The 3,076-nt window shown below is 32.8% G+C and carries 2 protein-coding genes; both read left to right on the plus strand.

Annotated elements, in window-relative coordinates:
* The first annotated feature begins 151 nt into the window (after nt 1-151).
* Nucleotides 152-2,821, plus strand: a complete 2,670-nt coding sequence (gene aceE / locus CEX73_RS02275; protein WP_101626980.1) for a pyruvate dehydrogenase (acetyl-transferring), homodimeric type — start codon at nt 152-154, stop codon at nt 2,819-2,821.
* 16 nt (nt 2,822-2,837) lie between these two features.
* A partial coding sequence (locus CEX73_RS02280; protein ID WP_311195406.1) for a biotin/lipoyl-containing protein occupies nt 2,838-3,076 on the plus strand: 239 nt, incomplete at its 3' end.

The raw sequence follows: 3,076 nt of genomic DNA on the forward strand, positions 1-3,076 counted from the left end.
TTTGATCTACGATAAAGATAACTGTTGTTAGTAACATAAGTAAAATAAATGATGACATAACTAGAAAAAAAAAGATACTTTATTTAAAGTAACTTTATGTAGAAAATCAGCTATAGATTTAATCTAAAGCAAAATAAAAGGAAAACTGACCATGTCAGAATTATTCTCTCATGACGTGGATCCGATCGAAACATATGAATGGTTACAAGCTATCGAATCGGTAATCCGTAAAGAAGGTACGGTACGTGCACAATTTTTAATTGATAAAATATTAGATAGAGTTTCTCAAAGCAGAGTAAAAGTATCTGCAGATCTATTTACTAATAATAACTATATAAATACTATTTCAGTAGAAGATGAACCTGAGTATCCAGGTAATTTAGAATTAGAGCATCGTATTCGTTCCGCTATTCGTTGGAACACTATTATGATGGTTTTACATGCATCACAAAAAAATTTAGATCTAGGTGGTCACATTGCTTCTTTTCAATCATCTGCTACTATTTATGATGTTTGTTTTAATCATTTTTTTCGAGCTAGAAATAATAAGGATGGTGGTGATTTAGTTTATTTTCAAGGACATATATCTCCTGGTATTTATGCTAGATCTTTTTTAGAAGGGCGTATTACGGTAGAACAAATAAATAATTTTCGCCAAGAAGTATATGGTCAGGGATTATCTTCTTATCCACATCCGAAGCTTATGCCGGAATTCTGGCAGTTTCCTACTGTTTCTATGGGATTAGGACCTATTTGTGCTATCTATCAAGCAAAATTTCTTAAATATTTACATCACCGAGGATTGAAAGATACAAGCAATCAGATGGTTTACGCTTTTTTAGGCGATGGTGAAATGGATGAACCAGAATCTAAAGGTGCACTCACTATTGCTACTCGTGAAAAACTAGATAATTTAATTTTTATAATTAATTGTAATTTACAACGTTTAGATGGTCCAGTTATCGGTAATGGCAAAATCATTAATGAGTTAAATAATATTTTTAGTGGGGCCGGTTGGGAGGTGATCAAAGTTATCTGGGGTAGTCGCTGGGATGAATTATTACGTAAAGATACTAAAGGTAAATTAGTTCAACTGATGAATGAAACTGTTGATGGAGATTATCAAACTTTCAAATCTAAAAATGGTGCTTATGTGCGTAAGCATTTTTTTGGTAAATACCATGAAACAACAGAGCTAGTAAAAAATATGAGCGACGAAGAAATTTGGGCACTAAATCGTGGTGGTCATGACCCTAAAAAAATTTTTGCTGCTTTGCAAAAAGCTAAACAAACTACTGGCAAACCTATAGTAATTCTTGCGCATACGATAAAAGGATATGGTATGGGTATGACAGGAGAAGGAATGAACATTGCTCATCAAGTAAAACAAATGAACATAGAAGAAATACGCTACTTTCGTGATCGTTTTAATTTAAGCAGTATTACTGATAATGAAATAAAATTACTATCATATATAACTTTTCCAGAAGAATCAGAAGAATTTAAATATCTACATGAACGGCGTAATGCACTACATGGTTATTTACCTAGTAGACTTAAACATTTTACTCAACCACTTCAATTGCCAACCTTAGATGATTTTAAGGTATTACTAACAGAGCAAAAAAAAGAAATTTCTACTACTATTGCTTTTGTACGCGTATTAAATATTTTGCTTAAAAAACCAATGATAAAAGATCGATTAGTACCTATTATTGCAGATGAAGCACGTACTTTTGGTATGGAAGGACTATTTCGATCAATTGGTATTTATAATCCTAATGGTCAACAATATACCCCACAAGATAGAGAGCAACTTGCTTACTATCGTGAAGATGATAAAGGTCAAATTCTACAAGAAGGTATTAATGAATTAGGTGCCGCTTCTTCTTGGTTAGCTGCTGCTACGTCTTATAGTACTAATGATTTACCCATGATTCCATTTTATATTTATTACTCTATATTTGGTTTTCAGCGTATTGGAGATCTGTTATGGGCAGCAGGAGACCAACAAGCACGTGGTTTTTTAATTGGAGGAACTTCAGGTCGTACTACTCTTAATGGTGAAGGGTTACAACATGAAGATGGCCATAGTCATATTCATGCATTGACAATTCCTAATTGTATTTCTTACGATCCATCTTATGCCTATGAAGTAGCAGTTATTATCCATGACGGTATTAATCGTATGTATGGAAAACAACCAGAAAATATTTTTTACTATATTACTACACTAAACGAAAATTATTTCATGCCAGCTATGCCAGTAGGAGTAGAAGAAGGAATTCGTAAAGGAATTTATAAGTTAGAAACACTTGAAGGTAATAAAGGTCAAGTTCAACTAATGAGTTCTGGTGCTATTTTACGCCATGTACGCAAAGCAGCAAAAATACTATCTAACGAGTATGAAGTTGGTTCAGATGTTTACAGTGTTACATCATTTACTGAGTTAGCGCGAGATGGGCAAGATTGTGAACGTTGGAATATGTTACATCCAACTCAAACACCTCGTATACCATACATTACTACTATTTTAAATACTAATCCAGTAGTAGCATCTACTGATTATATGAAATTATTTGCAGAGCAAATCCGTAACTTTATTCCTAGCTGCCAATTTCGTGTTTTAGGTACCGACGGTTTTGGTCGTTCTGATAGCCGCGATAATCTCCGTCACTACTTCGAAATAGATGCTAGTTATGTAGTAGTCGCAGCATTATGGGAACTAGCAAAAAGTGGAAAGCTTAAAACTGATATTGTAGTAAAAGCTATTAAACAATTTGGTATTAATACCGAAAAAGTAAGTCCACGTTTAGCATAAGAGGTAAATGCAAATAATGACTATTGAAATTAAAGTACCAGATATAGGTACTGATGAAGTAGAAGTAACTGAAATTTTAGTAAACATTGGTGATAAAATTGATACTAACCAGTTATTAATTACTGTAGAAGGTAATAAAGCATCAATAGAAATACCAGCCCCTTGTTCAGGTATTATTAAAGATATTAAAATAAATATAGGTGATAAAGTAAGTACTGGTACAATAATTATGCTTTTTGATGAAGAAGTATTATC

The organism is Candidatus Palibaumannia cicadellinicola (assembly GCF_002855795.1).
Lineage (GTDB): Bacteria > Pseudomonadota > Gammaproteobacteria > Enterobacterales > Enterobacteriaceae > Baumannia > Baumannia cicadellinicola_C.